Here is a 19,050-nt window from a genome sequence, read left to right as displayed (position 1 = left end):
TTGGCTAAAAAATACTTTTACAACAAGCCTTATTTTTGGACTGGTGCGTACTTTGTGGCTAGTTGTGGTGGTGTCACAGTTGAGCAATTAAAGAATTACGTCGAGAACCAACAACAACCAAAACAATGATTCGCTGCGCTCAATTTTATATTGGTCGCAATTCATCATCCCGTTAAGCTTTGCTGTAACGGGAGTCAAGAAAGCTCCATTAAGATAGAGGAGAATAATAACTCCCGACTCCCCACTCCCAACTCCTAACTCCCTACCTTCACAAAAACACTTTTTCACCAAGCCCTAATTAGCTGCTGATTGGGCTTCTTGATAAATTATTTCTTGGAATTGAATTAAATCTTTTTGTGGGTCAGCATGGGTGACTTTTACTAATATTTGTTCGCCTAAATTCACAGAACGTTTGAAAGACATTGGTAATTGCAAGCCCAAATCTTCTAACAAAATTAGGGCTAAGTTACTGTCTTCCCGCAGCCACATTAACACTGTCACAGGCCAAATTTGTTCTGGATGACGGCGCAAATATTCCAAAGCATAATATCTATTGGTTTGCCGTTCTACCATTGTCACTTCTTGGGTGATGGTGGTGACTGTCATCATCACTTCTTTGAGTTGTTCGGCGGAAAATGGCAAAACTTCACCACGGAGGTGGGCTTTGAGTTGGAAGTGAGTCAATAGGTCGCTGTAGCGCCGGATGGGAGAAGTTGCTTGAGTGTAGGTATCCAAACCCAAACCAGCATGACGCAAAGGCGTAATACTCATTTCACTTTTGGGCATACAACGGCGCATGGCGCAGGCGCGAACAAATCCTGCTGGTAGCTGGAGTAATTCTTGGTCTGGAGGTAATTCCGGTTGTGGCTGACCGCGAAATGGTAAGGGGATGTTATGTGTTTGACCGTAACGGGCAGCAACTTCACCGGCAAGAATCATCATTTCTGCTACGAGTTGCCGAGAGTGGGAATCGTCTAAAATGTCAATATTGATTTCGTCGCCTTTGACTTTAATTGCGGCCTCAGGCATGGTGATGCTAATTGCTCCTTGGGCATAACGCCAAGTTTTGCGCCGCGTTGCCCAGGTGGCGATCGCGGCAATTTCTGGTTCTGCTTGTACCCCTAATTCCAGCATTTCATCTACATCTTCGTAGGTGAGGCGATACGTCGGCTTAATTAAGCTGGTATGAATGCTGTAATCTTCTACTGCCCCTGTATTTCCTAAAACAACTCCAAAACTCAAGGCACAGCAAATCCGCCCTTGTACCAGACTCATTGGCCCTGTTGCCAAGATTTCTGGAAACATGGGAATCATTCCCGTAGGTAAATATACTGTACTACCTCGTTTTCTAGCTTCTAAATCTAATTCATCTTCCGGTACTAACCATCTCGTGGGATCGGCGATATGTACCCACACCCGTTCCCGACCATCGGCGAGTACTTCCCAACTCAAACCATCGTCAATTTCTGTGGTAGTTTCATCATCAATGGTGTAGACCTTCAGGTGAGTCAGATCCAAACGGTTAGCATCTGAGTCAGTTGGTGGGAAATCCAAATGTTGTTGCGCCACTTCTAATACCTTTTGAGGAAACTGAACCGGAATTGAAGAACGACGCAGGAACAAGTTTTCATGAGGACTCCACCAACCCAAATCTACCAATAGTTGAAAGGCTCCTTGGGGTGTTGTGGGGCGTCCCAGCAAGGTCATGGTTTCTAATACTGGGGCTGAGGGAGGATAGGCACGACCTAGAGTGTCGTAATTTACTCCCATCCGCACGGTGTCAGCAAGTAGGGCTGCGTATTTTTCTATTCCTTCCAATCGCTGGCGATCGTGGCGCTGCCATTCTACTGCTTCACCTTTAAGCGCCTGCTCTACACGAGCCAAAAATTCCTGCTGTCCTTTAGCTTTGAGCGCCTCTACTTCCATCTGGTGCTTGCGTTCTGCAACCTGGGCAACAGTTCGGGCTTCGTAGGCCTCTCCTTTTTGCTTGAAATACAGTTTGTCGTCTGATAACAGGCAATGGGCAGCGTAACAATGGGGGGCATCCGATTGAGAAAATAGCAAATTGGCCATTTCCTCTGGGGTGATTGTTTCCCCACCTTCAACCAGTAATTCCCAGGCTACTTCCAAGCTAGATGGGTCTAAATACGGCTTTACCTGCTCTAGAAACTTGGGAATATCCGAGGGCTTATAAGTTTCTTTGTTAACTGTATAGGTGACTTGTCTAGGCGCGAGGCTGTGGGATTGACTGCGTTCGTCCACCACAAACCAGCGGGTTTTACCGTCCGGACGTTCTACGACGCCTAGACGGCGATCGCCTTGAACCCTAAATTCAACTAGCGTCCCCTTCTCCACAACTCTCGCACTCTAGTAATTTTAGATTTTGGATTTTGGATTTTGGATTTTATAACTGGTGTGTTAAGTCCTAAACCCAACAATTTTTCATGCAGCAATTTATTTTACACTCTCTTTTTCAGATTTGAGATTTTGGACTTACACAGATTAAGCTAAATATTTCTTGAGATACAGCCTTTGTTGATAATCCAAAATCTAAAATCTAAAATCCAAAATTGTTTTAGCCTTCCGCGTTGATAAATGGCAATAATGCCACAATCCGCGATCGCTTAATTGCTAATGTCAACTCTCGCTGTTGCTGGGACGTAAGTCCTGTAATTCGCCGTGGCAGTATCTTGCCCCGTTCGGTGATAAACTTACGCAACAAATCAACATCCTTATAATCTATTGGTTCTCCTGGCTTAATTGGAGAAAGGCGGCGACGGAAATAGCTCATTTCTACTTAATTTCCTTGTGAACGGTATGTTTATTACAGTGGGTGCAGAACTTTTTCAGTTCTAGCCTGTTAGTGGTGTTGCGGCGGTTCTTTGTGCTGGTATATCGCGATACACCAGGAGACCGCTTTTCTGGGTTTGTCCGGCACTCGGTACACTCTAATGTCACAATTATGCGGACACCTTTACTCTTAGCCATAATCTTACAAACAGTAAAGCCTGGAGAGAATTAACACAAATGACTATCTTCTCACATTCTGGCGGATATTATCAACTAATTTTTTGATTTTGATATCCAGCGAGTAGCCACGACGGGAAGAGACGATAAAAGTTCCGCACAAGCGATCGTGTAAAGCCTGTCGCATCTGAGCATCAGATAAGGCAATACCGCAATCAATTGCTAAAGGAAACACTAGCAGTATAGCAGTGGGATTGGCTCTAATATTACTCAAGGCAATAGACACCAACAGCGCACCCAAGCCGATAATTGTCTCTCGTTTCAGTAGCGCCTGTAAATCTGGGATTCTACCGATTACTTCCCCATCCTTGACTTCCAGCACCTTTAAATCAAACGCCCAACGCCCTAAACTTTGTCCTTGATTGTTGTATGCCACCAATACCCGCAAAATCAGCCAAAATAATACAAAAACTAGAATTTGAGCAAATTGAATGCCGACATTGCCACTTCCTAGCAAAGAACTGGCTAACCAGACAACAACAAAATCTAACCCCAATGCCATACCTCGTCGTCCAATATCAGCCTTGGGATAGTGTTTTTGCCGAACGCGTTCGATGGTCATACAAAACAAGTATTTTTATTTAAGGGTTGGGAAATAACGATCGCTCCTGTTTTTTATATTAAGATGATGGCTTAGCTACTTGCTGCCGTGTAAACCATGACTATCGATGGCGATAGCTTTGCTTGAGTCTGAAAAACTCGATAGCTTTCAGGTAGCTACTTTGTTTGGATTTTTGGAAACTGCCGATCGCCCTGATTTGCGTCCAGAGATATCGTAGAGTAAACCCATGAGTGCGGGTACGACGGTGGGAGTCAAAATGGTGGAAAAAGCTAGACCGCCAGTCAAGACGATGCCTAAGCCTTGATATAATTCTGAACCTTGACCTGGTAGCACTGCTAGGGGTAACATCCCCAAGACGCTGGTGCCGGCAGACATGAAAATCGCACGCAGGCGGTCGTTTGTGGCATTGTACAGTGATGCGTCATAATCTTCGCCTGCTTCTTGGAGCTGCAAGGCGCGATCGACGAGCAAAATGGCGTTGTTGACAACCACACCCGTGAGGATCACAAATCCCAAGGCGGTAATCATATCCAATGCCACATTCATTCCTGGTATTTGGTTGGCAATTACTAAACTCAATAGTGCGCCACTCATGCCCATTGGTACTGTGGCCATAATGACCACTGGATAAAGGAATGAGCGATACAAGGCCACCAATAACAAGTAAGTAATTAAAATGGAAAACACAAATGCAGCCGCTAATTGACCAACGGTTGTTGCTAACTGGTCTGCGGAACCGGCGAGTTCTAGGCGATAGCCTGTTGGCAAATTGGCACGCAAAGGAGCGAGAATTTCTTTTTCGGTACGTTCCACCAGAGTTGCGAGGGGTGCGTCTGGTGCAAGGGAAACTGTGAGAGTAATTGAACGGTCTAAATCAACGTGGTTAATGGCGTCGGCTCCTGTTGTTTCTACGATTTCGGCAACATCTCCTAGTTGCACTTGTCGTCCTTGCGCATACAAAGGTAATTGACGCAGTTGTTCTGGGGTTTCCACGGCAGTATTTTGCAATTCCACTGAGACATCTAGTTCTTCTTTGCCATCAATGAAATCGGAAGCGATGCGGCCACCCAATGCGGCTTCTACCATTGAACCAATTTCGGCTTCTGAAAGTCCCACTTCTGCGATGCGTTCGCGGTTGGGAATTACTTGTAATTCTGCTGCACCCAAGACAAAATTCGATCGCACATTTTGTACCCCTTGGAGCGATCGCAATTTAGCGGTAATTTGTTTTTCTAAATCGCCAATTTGATTGAGGTCATCGCCGACAATATCGACTTCAAATTCTTTACCAGGATCGCGGAAAATTGAAATGCGTGTGGGAATAACAAAGCGGTATCCAGCAAAGTTACTGCTTTGGGCGCGTAACCTGTCCACCATGTCAGTAAGTCCGGTGGTGGTGGCAAATTCTGGTTTTAAAATCGTGGCAATACCCCGCAATGCCCCTGGACGGTCAACGTACATGATGCGGTCAACTTCTGGTTGCGATCGCAGGAATTTTTGCACCGGTTGAGATTGGCGAATCGCTTCGGGTATGCTGGTTCCTGGTAATGGTTCCGCCCGCAATACAACTAAGTTACGATTTCCTTCAGGCAAATAATCGGCGGGTGGTAAGAGAAAAATACTAGTGACAAGTAAAACAAGGGGAATTGACAGTACTAGCAACCTGCGACCGATGCGTTTGCGTCCCAGCGACCAGCTGACAGTATTGGCGAGAAAGTTTTCTAATTTACCTTGGAAAAGGCGAAAAATTGCCGATGTTTTTGCCACCATCCGCTCAAACCAATTACCTCCTCTGTATTCACCGCCCTGCATCATTTGTATGGCTTCTGATTGCTTCAGGAATAATCCTGATAGCATTGGTACTAAAGTTAACGCCGCAAACAGCGAAAATAACGAAGAAGCAGAAAGAGCGATCGCCATATCAGTGTAGAGTTGCCCCGCTTCACCCGTGACCATAATTAGCGGTACAAACACCACTACGTTGGTTAAAGTGGAGCCAAGCATTGCACCCCAAACTTCTTGTGTACCTTCAATGGCTGCTCGTAGGGCGCTTTTCCCTTGCTGCATGTGGGTGAAGATATTTTCAATTACGACGATGGCGTTATCCACAACCATACCCACTGCAAAGGCCAATCCCGCCAAACTGATGATGTTCAATGTGCGTCCAAATGCAGACATGACGATAAACACCATAATCAGGGTAGTGGGAATTGTAATTGCTACCACTGCAACGGTACGCATGGAGCCAAGGAACAAAATCAAGACAATGGTGGCTAATAGTGCCCCGCTAACTAAGTTACCTTGTACAAAACTAACGGATTGATTGATGTACTCGCTTTCGTCGTAGTTGTAGACAAAGCGAATGCCTTGATTTTGCCTATCGAACTCAGCTTGCAGGGCGGCAATTTCGGCTCGGATGCCTTTAGCCACCTCTGGCACATTAGCACCGATTTGGCGAATTACACCAATGGCGACCCCTGGTTTGCCATTGAACACCAAGGCGCTATCTTGGGGTTTGCGTCCCATTTGTGCTGTTGCCACATCACGCAAATAAACTGTACCGGATTGGTCGCGGCGCAGCACAAAACCTTCAATGTCCGATAAATCCTGGGAACGGCTGACTGTGCGTACCCGATATTCTCTGCGTCCTAGAATTAATGGCCCGCCCCGGATATCGCGGTTGTTTTCCTGTAAAACTCTGACTACATCACCGATTGTGAGATTGCGATCGCTTAATGCCTTGGGATCTACCTTCACTTCAACTTCTCGTTCTTGTCCGCCCACTACCAAAAATTGTCCAGTTCCTTGCACTCGCCGCAAACGCGGAATCACCACTTCTTCGGCTAAATCTCGATAGCGGTTAGCATCCGGCTGAAATCCTTCTTTGGTATCAAAGGGAATCCACATCATCGGCGAACTGTTACCACCCACCAGTTCTACATTCGATTCTTGAGCTTCTGGGGGCAAACTTTCCACCTGTTGCAAGCGGTTGAGAACATCCACCACCCGTTCTTGTACATTGGCATCCTGAGCAAATTCCAGGGTGATGCTGCTGCGTCCAGCACGAGAAGTACTACTGATTTCCTGGACACCCAACACCTCTTCCATCTGTTCTTCGATGGGACGGGTAATTAAGTCTTCTACCTCCGTTGGCCCGGCTCCAGGATAGGTAGTTGTGATTGTAATTTCCGGGCGATCGCCTCCTGGTTGCAATTCCAGAGGTAACTTTAACAGCGAAAATACCCCAAACATTGCCAGCAAGCAAAATAAAACGAAAGTACCATGTCGCCAGCGTACTGCGGTTTCGATAAAGTTCATAGTAATTCGTAATTAGTAATTCGTAATTTACGCATTGTGTGGATTAGACGCTAAAACCCTTGATTTATCGTTGTAGAGAGGTTGCACTGCAACGTCTCTATAGGGCGCACAATCCTTGATATTTCGTTGATTTGGATAATTCACATCAGACGTAATTCAGAAATTCATATTTGAAGAAGAAAGGGTTAAAGGAGAAAGAAAAAAGAAAAGTTTATCCCTCTGATTCTTTCTCTTTAACCGACTTCTGCAAGAAGTCTATGAGGGTGCATCCACAATCGGCGTTTGGTTCGAGGGATGATTTCGCAATTCCTAAAATCTCTGCCTCTGTCCTAACTAGGATTGACTATCTTCACAGGCGCACCATCTTGCAACCCATCACCGCCACGGAGGACGATGGGTTGACCGCTACGTAAGGTGGGATGATAAATTGCAACATCTTTACCCATGTCAGCAACCATATCCACCGGAATTTGTTTGGCTTTGCCGTCAGCAACGGCGAAAACTAACCACTGATTTTGGCGTCTGGTTAATGCATCTCTCGACACCACAAAACTAGGACGATTCGAGGGGAGGTTGAGATTGCCTGCGATGGCCATTCCTGGTATTAACCCTGTGGGTGGTTTGTTAATTTGGACACGCACACGCTGGCGACGGGAGGCCGGATCGGCAGCAGGAACTACGGCGGTGATGGTGGCGCGTTGTTTCCATTGGGGCAAGGCACGGGCACTGAGATCGATTGTCATGCCTGGGGTAACCGTACCACTGAGTTCTTCTGGTAACTCTAGAAAAATGTCTAGGCGATCGCCAGCTACTAAGGTGACAATTTCACTGGAATTTTGTACTAAATCACCATTGCTGACATGGCGAGTTTGTACGATTCCTGATTGCGATGCCAAAATTCGAGTGCGCTGCTGTGCCAATTCGGCTTGGGCGAGGGCGGCTCTGGCTGCTTCTACGTTGGCTCTTTGGGCGGCGATTTCTTCTTGAATCGGCCCGGCTTTGGCTTCAGCGAGTTGAGCCTCGGCTTCTAAGCGTTCTCCTTGGATATTATTCAATTGTGCTTCGGCTTCAACCAATAATCTTTGGGACAAAGCACCCTCTTTTACAAGGTTGCTGGTGCGTTTGAGATTATCTTGTGCTTCCAGTTCTCGCGCCCTAGCAGATGTGACTGCTGCTTGACGTTGAGCAATGATTTCTTTGCGAGTACCGACTTCCAAACGTGCTAAATTGCTGCGTTGTTGTGCTAATTGCGCCCGTGCTTGGCTAATTGCCAATTGTTGATCGGTATCGTCCAAAAACGCGATCGCCATACCTGCTCGCACGCGATCGCCTGGTTGGACAAGAATTTTCTCTACAATTCCACTTGTTTGAGCGCGGAGTACTGATTGCTGACTGGCTTCCACTTGCCCTAAAAGCTGAACGCTTCTTGTAGCCCGTCCGTTTGCCAAAGCGATGGTTTCAATTGCCTTCGGCGCTGGTGCTTGCTGCTGTTGTGCAACAGAAGAACCCGGTGTCTCACTAGGAGCCAGCATCCGCCACAAAATAATACCACCGGTCGCCATAAATAGAATCAGCAATCTCCAGAACCAAGGTTTACCCGAACGATTAGGCGCTAACTCAGAAGGTGTAGAACTATCTGATTCGGTTTCAATCGCTGAAACTTCAGCTTCAGAAGTATCCATATTCACAATGAGCTATTAAGGGTTAAAGATGGTGTAAAAGCGAATGGGGATTGGGAATTGCGAAAACTTTTCCCTAGTCCTGTTCCAAGTCACCTATTTAAAGGTCAATTATTTTAGATAATTGTAAAATTACATTACCTTTTTGGAAGTTTATGGGATAAATATGACAAGCAAATGTCAAGGTCAGTTGGGCATTGGGCATTGGGCATTGGGCATTGGGCATTGAACAGTCAACAGTCAACAATCAACAATCAACCCCTTCACCTCCATTCCCCTTGTAATGTGAAAGCTGCCCAATAGTAAGGTGCAGCATATCTTTTAGTGCGCCAAATTTCTAGTTGGGCTGTTCGTAATGCTGCCGCAGGCTTTAATCCTTGTTGGAGCATCTTTTGATAAAATGCTTTCATCAGTTCTGATGTTGCCTGGTCGTCTACGCTCCACAGACTCACCACAACTCGCGGACTACCTGCATACATAAACCCTCTTGTCAATCCTACTAATCCTTCTCCCCTCACTTCCTCTCCGAGTCCGGTTTTACAGGCACTAAGTACCACTAGTTCTGCTTTCAGGTTGAGGTTGAAGACATCGTGCAAGCGCAAAAAGCCATTTTGTGGCATTCCCTTGTCGTCAAATAATGACAGCACTATTCCTGATAGTTCTGGATGTTTGCTGTTGAGAATGCCATGAGTGGCAAAATGAATGATGTTATATTGACTCAAGTCCTTGCTGGTTGCAGTGTTACGGCTTGCGGTAAAGTCAAAAGCTGACTTGGCTTTGTTAGGTGGAACAAGGGCGAGAATTTGCTCGGCTTCGTGGCGTGTAAATTTTAAACGCTCAAAATTAACTTCTGAGTCTTTAGCAGCTCTATTTAAAGCTAGGGTATTTAAATTAGGCTCTGTGATAACGGGAGGAGATGTTTGTACTTTACTTTGGAGGCGTTCGTCATCAAGACTAAAAATCGGATCTGCTAACACAATTAATGTTTTAGCAACTGGTTTGCGTTGTTTGTGTTCATTTCTGAGAATAGCTACTGTAGAAGCTGAGGGTAAAGTAATAATTTCGTGGTTAATTAGTAATGGTTCATACTTACTATTTTTTTGGGAATTAGGTTTAGTCAGGGCTGCAAATGGTACATATTGCAATGCGCCATCGCTGACAACTACTAAGCGTTTATTTTGAAGTTGTGGCGCTACTGGTGCAAGTATAATTTGAGATAAAGTGTCTAAAGATGGACTATGTTTGAGATATGGAGTAGTGATTTCTTGACGGAATTTTTGAACGATCGCTTCAATCTCTGCACGCTTTGGTAGTTCGTAACTGGTGATACTTTTATTAGTAACCGCCCACAAATAACTGCGTTGTTCTCCTAAGGAATATTCTAAAAGTAACGTGTTTTCATCAAGTACTTGCTGTTGAATTTGAGCAAGTGAAAGAGGTTGCGGTTGAGTTAAAGCTGCATAGCGTGGACTAGTAGCGCGGATTTTTATTTGTACTTGCTGATATTGTTCTAGAACTGCTTCATTTTCTTTTTCTAAAGTTTGCACCTGGGCTTTAGTGTAATTTCCACCCAATAGCTGTATCCGGCGTTTTTCTAAAACATCAATTTGTTTTTGTAAGTCCCGTTCTTGAGAAAGTAATTTTGGTTCCACGCCTTGGCGAATATCAGCTTTAGCTTCTGTCAGCATTTCCAAAAGACTGCGGGCGCGGGCACGTTCGCTAGTTTGTAGTGCTAAGGCATCATATCCTTTGGATGGTTGCTGCTTGTGCATTTGCATCAACAAATCAATATAAAATTGATAATAATTTTGCACTGTAGCAAAATAGGAAGCGCGGAGTTCCTGCGAATTAATTTTGGTACGCAGGTCTTCTACAATGTTGATGACTATTTTTATTTGATTCAGGGCACTGTTGAGATTTCCCTGTTTGCGTTCAGCAGAAGCCATGTTATAAATAGCCAGAGCTTCCCCTCCTCTATTTCCTACTTTTTGGTAGAGAGATAGAGCTTGTTGATAATAATTTAATGCCTTGGGCTGTTCTCCTAAATCTGAATAAATGAGACCAATATTATTAAGGTTAGCTGCTAAGCCTAATTTATTTTCAACAGATTCAAACAAAGGTAAAGATTGATTAAAATAATCTAGGGCTTTTTGTTTTTCTCCTATTTTAGAGTAGATATTTCCGATGTTATTTAATGTGCGAGCTTCTCCTGATTTATTGCCTAAACTTTTGGTGATAACTAAGGATTTTTGCAAAAATTCTAACGCTTTTTGTTCTTGTTGCAAATCTGAGTAAATTGTAGCGATATTATTAAGCGCCGTAGATGCTGCTAACTTATCTCCCATTTCTTGATTTAAAGCCAAAGATTGATTAAAATAATCTATTGCCTTTTGCTGTTGTCCTAAATTTAAGTAAATCAAACCAATATTATTAATAGTACGGGCTTCGCCTATTTTGTCTCCCACTTCACGCCGGATAATTAGGGATTGTTGAAAATAATCTAGTGCTTTTTGTTCTTCTCCTGAGTTGATATAGACATTACCGATATTATTGATAATACGGGCTTCTCCGGTTTTATCTTTAATCTCTCGCTTGATTAACAAAGCTTGATGAAAAAAATCGAGCGCTTTTTGTAATTCTCCGATATCTGAGTAGACGCTGCCAATATTGTTGAGGGTAATGGTTTCCCCCATTTTATCTTTTATTTGGCGTCTCAATAATAGGGCTTGATTTAAATAAAAAAGTGCTTTTTGTTGTTGTCCTAAATCTGAATAAATTTTGCCGAGATGAGCGACAGTAAAAGCTTCTGATGAGCGATCGCCAATTTTTTGATAAAGTGGAAGGGCTTGTTCAAATTTAGCGATCGCTTTTAACAAAGATTCTCCAGTTCCTTGTTCGTATAGCTGCTTTCCCTCTTTATATAATGCATTAGCAGCAGCGCTAATTGCATCATTAGAGGATGTTTGCTGTGCAATATTTAGTGGATATTCTTGAGCAATTGCAATATTTGATTCTGTAAATAATAAAAAACTGCTAAACAGCACAACACTACCACTTGCTACAAATGGCAAAAATTTCCATTGTCTGGAGTCAGATATTTGAAATTGAGTCATATACATCTGTGTTTTTCTCGGTTCCAAGATTTAGAATTCCCAAAAGCAAGTAAAAAATGTAATATGCCTACACACGGTCAAGGAATGGCAATTTTTCAAAGCAGAGGCTACGCAAACATAGGTAGATTCTATATGTAGTCAACTATCTGTGATTTGTGGCGATCGCAGCAATTGGTGAGTTAAACTGCGTTTGATTAGGGAGTCTAGCATCACATTATACTCAGGTAAGCGAATTAGGCAATATGTTCTGCTACGCCTTGATTCAGCACTTTCTGGAGGTGGAGTAAATTACGATTATTCAGTTATAACAGTTGAACACGTACTTCCTCAGAACCCAAGTGAAGGTAGTAAATGGCTCCAATGGTTTCCGGATGAAGAAGAACGCATCCAATATGTGCATCGCATAGGTAATTTAGTGCTGCTTTCTAGAAACAAGAATTCTGAGGCGCAAAATTATGATTTTGATAAAAAGAAAGAAAAGTATTTTTTCAGTAAAAAAGGAGTTTGTCCTTTTGTGTTGACAACCCAAGTTTTACAGCAATCTGTATGGACTCCAGAAGTGATTCAGCAGCGTCAAGAAGATTGTTTGCAAAGTCTAAGAAAAATCTGGCGGCTGTAATACCAATTCACCGAAATTTTGATACAGATGCAAGAATTGGAGCGATATCTACAACATCGCTCCATAAATTCCTAGCAAAGAATATTCTGAATATTGCTAAAACAATTTGATAACTATCCCTTGCTCAGACTAGATAAACTTTCCTCCACTTCTGTACGGTCTGACGCATCGGGATTGAGACGAAGATAAGTTTGGAGGTCGGTAGATGCAGCCTCAGATTGTCCTAAACTAATTAATACGATGGCGCGATTTTGATAGAAGTCTGGGTTGTTTGGTGATAAAACAATGGCAGCTTCTAAATCACTTAAAGCCTCTGTTAGTTGTCCGAGTTCATAGTGGAGTGTGGCTCGATTTGCTAATAATAAAGGCTGTTGTGAATTTACAGCAATTGCCGCATTATAATCTAATAAAGCTGCTTCTAGATGTCCCCCTGCTTCCAAAGCTTGAGCGCGACCAATCAATGCTGGAGTTTGAGTTGGTTCTAAATCCAAAGCAACTGAATAAGCTTTCGTTGCTTCTTCCAGCAGACCTTTTAAATGATAGCAATGTCCGATATTCATCCACACTTCATAGTATGGTGGACTTAGCTCAATAGCTTCGTGATAATCATTCAATGCATTTTCTAAATGACCCATGCGTTGATAAACATTACCGCGATCGTTGTAGTATTCAGAGTAGTTTGGATCGGCGGCGATGGCAGATGTAAAATAAATCACGGCTTCTTCCAATTCACCCATTGCTGCGTATACTTGAGCAATGTTGTAGTCTAAAACCGAGCGATGTAATCGATGTTGACCTTCACTCAAGTGATTTTTGAATTCTTCAATTGCTGACTTACAAAGTGCGATGGCTTCTTGGGGAAAACCTTGACGGTGTTTAACAAGTGCTAAACCGTTCATATCAAAAGCTGTCATAAAATGTCTATCATCAGCCGGAATATCTGCTGTTGAATCTGCTAAGATGCTCAGACTGCGATTGAGATAATCTTCAGCTAAAGTATGGTCGTGTTCCGGGAGAAAACGAGTATGGAACATTGCCATTATGTAATAAGCTCGAACTAACTGCGCTGGTGCATCAAGTTTGAGGAGAGCTTCTTCTTGAACGATTTGATATGCTTTGGTAATATTTCCTGTGGTTGCGTAGCAATTAAAAAGATTCCCGACCATATTCCATCGCATGTTATTGTCTTTTCCACAAAGACAGTCCAGTTGAGCCGCAACAGGTTCGCAATATACTAATGCATCTTCATAAAAACCTTGGTGATTATAAACCCCCAACAGTCTTGCTTGCCAAATTAATGCTTTTTCTGGTTGGTCGCTTTGTAACCAATAGGAAACCAGCCTGGGGCCGTGAATTTCTAATTCAATAGAATCTCTACCAATGTGTTCCTCCAATTTTTGCGCCAGTTGCGACATTTGTTCTGGGGAAACTATTACTTCTGGTTTTGCTGGTAATTGTAAGCTAATTTTTTCGGCTAAAAATTGATGATTTAAATGAGCGATCGCAGTTTCACCAATATTAGGAGCAGTTGCTAAAAGCAAACTTAATTTTAGTTTTTGTCCCCGACGACGAACGAGTTCCGCAAAAAAACGACGCACTAAAAATCCGGCTTTTTCGTAATCGTTACATGCTATTAACCAAGGTGAAGCATCGGTGTAATCATACCAGGAATCTAGTAAATTAATTACCCCATGTATGATTCTATATGCTCTATCTAAAGGATAATTTCTAACCCTTTCTTCATCAACAGAACTGTCTGTTAAATTGGGGTTACTTACTGAAATTTGACGCCTTAATGCAGGTAAAATCATTGCTAATTCATAGCTATGTTTTACAATTAGATGTGGTGCTTTTTCTTGAATATCTGGTAAAATTTGATTCAGCCATTCATTTAATCCAGACCATAATCCATCTCCTTGGGTATTAAAAGATAGCAACCAAGTTTTTGCTTTTTTTTCTGCACCTAATTGTAACCATTGCTGCAAAATTTCTAATCTTTCATTACCAGATTCTGCTTCTAATAAAATAACTTTACCAATTTCTGGTTGTTGTAAAATAGTTTGTTCGATAGTATTGTGGCGCTTCATAATTTAACTCCTTTTCGGATGACGTAAACTGTTAATCCAAAGAAAAATACCAAGACCTTGAATTCCAAAAACTAGCAATCCCATTACTAAGGCATCGGTGAAAGCATAAGGATTAGATTCATACCCTGCGCTCAATGTGCCTAAAAGCAAGGAAGCATAATTCCACAATGTTGGAATCCCAATGAATAAGAGCGACCAAAATGCAGCAATGTGACCTAAAACGTAGATAACAGAGTAACAGCGAATCACTCGCATTTCGCCTCTAGGAATAGAGGATTGGTCAGCAATCCGAGAAAATTTGAATAATTTAAATAGTTGGTTTTGTAAAAAAACCTTTGTATCCTTCATCAGACTTCTACATCTAAAAAAATTCGCAATGACGTAGTAAAAATCAGTCCGAACAAAGAAATAGCATTGCCAAATTAAACCGAGTAGATAACTTAAAACAATGGCTTGTATTAGCTGTAAAACAATAGGATTAATCGCTACCCATTTTTCTTGTTGAGCAAACAAAATCAGCAGCAATACAGAAGTTAAAACAACATCTAGCAATGGCCCCGCCAGAAAAGGTAAATATCGCTGATTTCGAGGAACACCCCATATCCCCGTCATATCCGTTTCTGCTACGAGTATCCAAAGGCGATTGCTAAGTCTTAATTGACAAGAAACACCCACAGCTTTAGCAGCCACTAAATGAGCCATTTCATGTAGAAAGACTGCAACGACATTAATTCCAGTTAAAATTAATGTCATCATTGTGACATTTTTAGTAAATACAAAGGCTTGATAACCAGGCATAATTCCTGGTTGAAAAACAAGAGCAGCTAAAGCCAGTAATATGACTAATACAGAACCAATTAAGACTTTTTGACTGAATATCTTTTTAGCAAAAGATTCAGAAATCCAAGTGAAGTGATTTGTTTGCTTTGGTTGCTTGGTATGTGTTGGTAAAACTATTTGTTTGGAAGAAAGAATATTCACAAAATCGTTTTCTTCCAAAACCTCTAACAAACCTTCAATATCTGGCAATTCATGATACTTTTGTTGATAAAGTCGTTGTGCTTGTCCAATGGTATTGCCAGCGGCCAAATAATCTAGTAACTCTATTGCATCAGAAGGTAATGCTAGAAAAATATTAGTATCTACTCTACCAATAATGAATTCATCTCCTTCAGATTGGCGAGTGAACGGATAAATAGAAACCAGAGCATCGGCAGGATATCTTGTCACTTCAAGTTTCCTTCCTAATCTAATGTTGTAATCAGTCAAAATTGGTAAATTTAGGAGCTTTCTCTGTATCTGGAGCGCATCTGTATAAGAAAAAAATATCTATTAGTCAGTGGTGGATTGTAACCCACCACTAATTTCAGAGAAAGTTTGTAGTTAATTCAATGAACTACTTAAATAAATGAAATAGCTCATTGATTGTTTTAGCCTACCAGCAACTACTACAAATCCAACAGACATAAGCGGCTGCTCTGGTTGTTCTGAGGGTTTCAACTTCACGAATTACAAACTTCTTCATTGTTTTAGGTTGAATAGCTTCTACAGTTTTCATTGTTGTTTCTTCCTTTAATGTTTGTTTGGGGAGATATTTTCTACCCTTAGGTTTATGAATACAAAAAACAATCAGATAAAACTAGGGGAGGAAATTGAATTAATTTACCGAATTACCAACAACTACTACAAATCCAACAGACATAAGCGGCTGCTCTAGTTGTTCTGAGGGTTTCAACTTCACGAATTACAAACTTCTTCATTGTTTTAGGTTGACTAGCTTCTACAGTTTTCATTGTTTTATTCCTTGAATGTTTTGTTTGGGAGATATTCTTTACCCTGATGTTGATGAATATAGAGAACAATCGGGTAAAACTAGGGGAGATAATTGAATTAATTTACCGAATTACCAACAACTACTACAAATCCAACAGACATAAGCGGCTGCTCTAGTTGTTCTGAGGGTTTCAACTTCACGAATCACAAACTTCTTCATTGTCTTAGGTTGAATAGCTTCTACAGTTTTCATTGTTTTATTCCTTGAATGTTTTGTTTCGGAGATATTCTTTACCCTGATGTTGATGAATATAGAGAACAATCGGGTAAAACTAGGGGAGATAATTGAATTAATTTCCTGAATTACCAACAACTACTACAAATCCAACAGACATAAGCTGCTGCTCTGGTTGTTCTGAGGGTTTCAACTTCACGAATTACAAACTTCTTCATTGTTTTAGGTTGAATAGCTTCTACAGTTTTCATTGTTTTCCTTGTTTTGATGTTTTTTGAGGCAACTTTCTCTGCCCTTGTGTTTATGAATATAAAGAGCGATCGGGTAGAACTAGGGGAGACAATAAAATTAATTTGAAAAATTTTCAGTAGTGCTTTAATGCATTTAATATCATGTCTGCATAATTAGTTATGATTCCCACAGTCATTGCATCCCACACCCCACGATTTTTCGCTATCTCAACAGATGTAGAGACGTTGCATTGCAACGTCTCTACCTACCATTTGGTGGGTAAACGATGGGTCTGACCCCCCATTTGCCAGCTACATCTTGCTAACAAGAGGGGATGGTCGGCAAGACAGAGGCTACCGCAAAGAACGCAAAAAAGACACAGCGCGGTATTTTTGGTTTCCACATTGCAAGAGGTCTGATGTATTTGAAACCTTTCCCCTTTCCCCTTTCCCCTTTCCCCTTTCCCCTTTCCCCTTTTCCCTTTCCCCGAACCGTATTAAGACCACTAGGATTTTTGCTTAGGAATTGACCCTTCAATTCCTTCAACATACCAATCCATTGCTAGTTGTTGCTTGTCATCTAATACTTTACCTTTTGGCACTCGCACTACACCTTTTTGGTCTTTCACCGGGCCATCAAAAGGATGTGCAGTACCTTGAATAAATTCATCGCGTTTGGCATTGATTAATTGTTGCACATCAGCCGGAATCACTTGATTCATGGGAGAAATATCTACCATTCCTTGACCAATACCATCCCAAACTTCTTGGGATTTCCAAGTATTAGTCATTACAGCCAAAGCTTTATCTGTATAGAATTTACCCCATTTATTAATAGCTGATGTCAGGTGAGCTTTTTGACCAAACTTGCTCATATCGGTGTTATAGCCGAAAGCATAAATACCTTTTTCTTCAGCAAATTGTACAACAGCACCAGAATCGGTATGCTGGGTCAGCACATCTGCACCTAAATTAGCTAAAGCTTGCGCCGCTTCTCTTTCTTTAGCTGGATCGTACCAAGTTTGCGCCCAAAGTACCTTAACTTTTGCCTGGGGATTTGTGAACCGCATTCCTTGAGCAAATGCACTGATACCACGAATTACTTCCGGAATCGGATATGCCCCAATAAAACCAATTACATTTGATTTTGTCATTTTGCCAGCAATCATGCCGGTTAAATATCGCGGTTCTTCAAAACGTCCCAAATAAGTGCCAACATTAGGGGCACGTTTGTAACCCGTACAGTGTTCAAAGAAAATATTAGGAAACTCTTTGGCAACTTTAATTGTTGGGTTCATGTAGCCAAAAGAAGTTGTAAAAATTAATTTGTTACCATCTAACGCTAATTGGCGAATTACTCTTTCAGCATCAGCACCTTCGTTGACATTTTCCACAAAGGTAGTTTTTACTTTATCTTGAAGATTGGCTTCCATCTGTCTGCGACCTAAATCATGAGCATAAGTCCAGCCAAAATCACCCACAGGCCCTATATAAACAAATCCCACTTTCAGAGGTTCATTAACTACCACAGGTGAAGCTAAAGGAGATACTTCACCTGATGAATTGGAATTTCTGCCTTGAATACAACTAGTTAAGGCAAAGCTAGATCCTGCTAAAGTAACATAGTTGAGAAATTTCCGACGATCCATATTTATCGATATTGGTTGAACTGCTCAAAAGGTTTTTGTTGATTTTTAGTAGCGACAGACACAAGGTTGACTTAATTTTAGCTTGGGAGTGGGGAGTGAGGAATGGGGACAAGGGGGACAAGGGGGACAAGGTAGCAATCTTTCTCCCTTGTCTCCCCCCTCTCCTTGTCTCCCCCCACTCCCTAATAACGGAGGTTTTGAAATGAATTTATTTGAGCTTTTAGCAGGGGAAGATAATCATTTAGCTTTGGTTTCGCCTGAGGGGCGATCGCTCACTTATCAACAATTGCGCGAAAATGTTACTGGACTGGTATCTCAACTCCACAGCTTTGGACTCAAACCAGGAGAACGCATTGCCATTGCTATGAATAATGGTTTGCCAATGGTAATCACTTTTCTCGCTGCTACTTTATCTGGTACTGCTGCACCTTTGAATCCCAAATACAAGCAAGATGAATTTGCCTTCTACTATGCAGATACCCAGGCAAAAGCACTAATTACACTGTCTGAGGAACCAGAAGCGGCCATTGCTGCCCTCACACCAGATATGATACCGATCAATGCCAAAGTCAATCCTGATGGTACATTGAGCTTTGAACTGGGGACTGGCAAAGAGGATGGGGGGATGAGGGGATGGGGGGATGGGGGGGAAGAATTGCTGTCTCCCTCATCTCCCCACCTCCCCATCTCCCCACCTCCCCATCTCCCCACCTCCTCATCCCCCCCACCTTCATCTGACGATATAGCGATGATACTCC

At 42.2% G+C, this 19,050-nt stretch carries 18 protein-coding genes; 3 read left to right on the top strand and 15 right to left on the bottom strand.

Translation table 11 applies throughout. From position 1 onward, the window contains the following. The coding region (locus VF06_RS37175) for a transposase (protein ID WP_180267965.1) at positions 1-129 on the top strand (129 nt) is incomplete at its 5' end. Positions 130-294: 165 nt separating this feature from the next. On the opposite strand, the gene VF06_RS37170 is transcribed toward VF06_RS37175, so the two are convergent. The 8 genes from VF06_RS37170 to VF06_RS37140 form a co-directional block, all read right to left on the bottom strand. Beyond that, positions 295-2,355: a ribonuclease catalytic domain-containing protein gene (locus VF06_RS37170; RefSeq protein WP_099070996.1), complete on the bottom strand. Its 2,061-nt coding sequence runs from the start codon at positions 2,353-2,355 to the stop codon at positions 295-297. Between the two features lie 220 nt (positions 2,356-2,575). Beyond that, entirely contained in the window at positions 2,576-2,791 is a 216-nt protein-coding gene (rpsR, locus tag VF06_RS37165; protein ID WP_073639644.1) for a 30S ribosomal protein S18, read from the bottom strand. 2 nt (positions 2,792-2,793) lie between these two features. Further along, positions 2,794-2,988 carry a 50S ribosomal protein L33 gene (rpmG, locus tag VF06_RS37160; RefSeq protein ID WP_081603023.1) on the bottom strand — a complete coding sequence of 65 codons (195 nt, stop codon included), beginning with the start codon at positions 2,986-2,988 and terminating at the stop codon, positions 2,794-2,796. A gap of 43 nt (positions 2,989-3,031) precedes the next feature. Continuing rightward, positions 3,032-3,589: an RDD family protein gene (locus VF06_RS37155; protein ID WP_099070995.1), complete on the bottom strand. Its 558-nt coding sequence runs from the start codon at positions 3,587-3,589 to the stop codon at positions 3,032-3,034. Positions 3,590-3,736: 147 nt separating this feature from the next. Beyond that, a complete protein-coding gene (locus tag VF06_RS37150; protein ID WP_099070994.1) occupies positions 3,737-6,907 on the bottom strand; it encodes an efflux RND transporter permease subunit in 3,171 nt (1,056 codons plus the stop codon). Positions 6,908-7,236: 329 nt separating this feature from the next. After that, complete coding sequence (locus VF06_RS37145) at positions 7,237-8,589, bottom strand: efflux RND transporter periplasmic adaptor subunit (RefSeq protein WP_099070993.1); 1,353 nt, start codon at positions 8,587-8,589, stop codon at positions 7,237-7,239. A 97-nt stretch (positions 8,590-8,686) separates the two neighbouring features. Then, the gene (locus VF06_RS42245) at positions 8,687-8,830 is read right to left on the bottom strand and encodes a hypothetical protein (RefSeq protein WP_180267618.1); all 144 of its coding nucleotides are present in this window, start codon (positions 8,828-8,830) and stop codon (positions 8,687-8,689) included. 19 nt (positions 8,831-8,849) lie between these two features. After that, positions 8,850-11,699 carry a CHAT domain-containing tetratricopeptide repeat protein gene (locus VF06_RS37140; protein ID WP_099070992.1) on the bottom strand — a complete coding sequence of 950 codons (2,850 nt, stop codon included), beginning with the start codon at positions 11,697-11,699 and terminating at the stop codon, positions 8,850-8,852. A 190-nt stretch (positions 11,700-11,889) separates the two neighbouring features. On the opposite strand from VF06_RS37140, the gene VF06_RS37135 reads away from it, so the two are divergent. Continuing rightward, positions 11,890-12,318, top strand: a complete 429-nt coding sequence (locus VF06_RS37135) for an HNH endonuclease family protein (protein ID WP_244918239.1) — start codon at positions 11,890-11,892, stop codon at positions 12,316-12,318. Positions 12,319-12,431: 113 nt separating this feature from the next. Here VF06_RS37135 and VF06_RS37130 read toward each other — a convergent pair whose 3' ends face one another. The 7 genes from VF06_RS37130 to VF06_RS37115 form a co-directional block, all read right to left on the bottom strand. Next, the gene (locus VF06_RS37130; protein ID WP_099070990.1) at positions 12,432-14,405 is read right to left on the bottom strand and encodes a tetratricopeptide repeat protein; all 1,974 of its coding nucleotides are present in this window, start codon (positions 14,403-14,405) and stop codon (positions 12,432-12,434) included. A gap of 3 nt (positions 14,406-14,408) precedes the next feature. Beyond that, on the bottom strand, positions 14,409-15,635 hold the full coding sequence (locus VF06_RS37125; RefSeq protein ID WP_099070989.1) for a zinc metalloprotease: 1,227 nt from the start codon (positions 15,633-15,635) through the stop codon (positions 14,409-14,411). A gap of 205 nt (positions 15,636-15,840) precedes the next feature. Next, complete coding sequence (locus VF06_RS43265) at positions 15,841-15,963, bottom strand: hypothetical protein (protein WP_257207696.1); 123 nt, start codon at positions 15,961-15,963, stop codon at positions 15,841-15,843. Between the two features lie 112 nt (positions 15,964-16,075). Then, entirely contained in the window at positions 16,076-16,198 is a 123-nt protein-coding gene (locus VF06_RS43260; RefSeq protein ID WP_257208160.1) for a hypothetical protein, read from the bottom strand. A gap of 110 nt (positions 16,199-16,308) precedes the next feature. Continuing rightward, positions 16,309-16,431, bottom strand: coding sequence for a hypothetical protein (locus VF06_RS43255; RefSeq protein ID WP_257207696.1), 123 nt, complete (start codon positions 16,429-16,431; stop codon positions 16,309-16,311). A gap of 110 nt (positions 16,432-16,541) precedes the next feature. Next, positions 16,542-16,664 (bottom strand): hypothetical protein, encoded by a 123-nt coding sequence (locus tag VF06_RS43250; protein WP_257207696.1) that lies wholly within the window; start codon positions 16,662-16,664, stop codon positions 16,542-16,544. 485 nt (positions 16,665-17,149) lie between these two features. Beyond that, entirely contained in the window at positions 17,150-18,292 is a 1,143-nt protein-coding gene (locus tag VF06_RS37115; RefSeq protein ID WP_099070987.1) for a BMP family ABC transporter substrate-binding protein, read from the bottom strand. A 202-nt stretch (positions 18,293-18,494) separates the two neighbouring features. On the opposite strand from VF06_RS37115, the gene VF06_RS37105 reads away from it, so the two are divergent. After that, positions 18,495-19,050 (top strand): AMP-binding protein (locus tag VF06_RS37105; protein WP_143874543.1); only part of this gene is annotated, 556 nt, incomplete at its 3' end.

This window comes from Nostoc linckia z4 (assembly GCF_002608075.1).
Taxonomy (GTDB): Bacteria; Cyanobacteriota; Cyanobacteriia; order Cyanobacteriales; family Nostocaceae; genus Nostoc; species Nostoc linckia.
The sequence above is the reverse complement of the archived record's forward strand: the minus strand, read 5'-3'. Positions and strand labels throughout refer to the sequence as shown.

Excerpts from the sequence above, each read along its gene's own strand:
- rpsR (WP_073639644.1), bottom strand. The coding sequence starts at position 2,791 with ATGAGCTATTTCCGTCGCCGCCTTTCTCCAATTAAGCCAGGAGAACCA.
- VF06_RS37140 (WP_099070992.1), bottom strand. The coding sequence starts at position 11,699 with ATGACTCAATTTCAAATATCTGACTCCAGACAATGGAAATTTTTGCCA.
- VF06_RS43255 (WP_257207696.1), bottom strand. The coding sequence starts at position 16,431 with ATGAAAACTGTAGAAGCTATTCAACCTAAGACAATGAAGAAGTTTGTG.
- VF06_RS43265 (WP_257207696.1), bottom strand. The coding sequence starts at position 15,963 with ATGAAAACTGTAGAAGCTATTCAACCTAAAACAATGAAGAAGTTTGTA.
- VF06_RS37150 (WP_099070994.1), bottom strand. The coding sequence starts at position 6,907 with ATGAACTTTATCGAAACCGCAGTACGCTGGCGACATGGTACTTTCGTT.
- VF06_RS43260 (WP_257208160.1), bottom strand. The coding sequence starts at position 16,198 with ATGAAAACTGTAGAAGCTAGTCAACCTAAAACAATGAAGAAGTTTGTA.
- VF06_RS37145 (WP_099070993.1), bottom strand. The coding sequence starts at position 8,589 with ATGGATACTTCTGAAGCTGAAGTTTCAGCGATTGAAACCGAATCAGAT.
- VF06_RS43250 (WP_257207696.1), bottom strand. The coding sequence starts at position 16,664 with ATGAAAACTGTAGAAGCTATTCAACCTAAAACAATGAAGAAGTTTGTA.
- rpmG (WP_081603023.1), bottom strand. The coding sequence starts at position 2,988 with ATGGCTAAGAGTAAAGGTGTCCGCATAATTGTGACATTAGAGTGTACC.
- VF06_RS37115 (WP_099070987.1), bottom strand. The coding sequence starts at position 18,292 with ATGGATCGTCGGAAATTTCTCAACTATGTTACTTTAGCAGGATCTAGC.
- VF06_RS37155 (WP_099070995.1), bottom strand. The coding sequence starts at position 3,589 with ATGACCATCGAACGCGTTCGGCAAAAACACTATCCCAAGGCTGATATT.
- VF06_RS37130 (WP_099070990.1), bottom strand. The coding sequence starts at position 14,405 with ATGAAGCGCCACAATACTATCGAACAAACTATTTTACAACAACCAGAA.